The sequence below is a fragment of the Salegentibacter maritimus genome, from assembly GCF_016236975.1.
In the GTDB taxonomy this organism is placed as follows: Bacteria; Bacteroidota; Bacteroidia; order Flavobacteriales; family Flavobacteriaceae; genus Salegentibacter; species Salegentibacter maritimus.
Window position 1 is genome coordinate 1 of record NZ_JAEHNY010000058.1, and the last position, 205, is coordinate 205.

General features: G+C 42.4%; 1 protein-coding gene. It reads left to right on the forward strand.

What is annotated here, in order from left to right; translation table 11 throughout:
* Nucleotides 1-205, forward strand: a 205-nt coding sequence (locus tag I6U50_RS15865) for a hypothetical protein (protein ID WP_198639569.1), incomplete at both ends; no start/stop codon positions are given.

The following is a 205-nucleotide window of genomic DNA, read 5'->3' on the forward strand; positions in this document are numbered from 1 at the left end:
GTTTCGGTTACTCCTTATAATGTGGTAGGAAGTGCTACGGGATGTACAGAAATAAGTTTTACCACGGAAAACTTCACAACACCAAGCATTCCAAATTGTACGACAATTAGCAGTCCGCTAGACGGTGCAACCGAGGTTAGCATCAGTGAAAATATTAGCTGGGATGCTGTACCAAATGCCGATGGATATTATGTGAATATCGGGA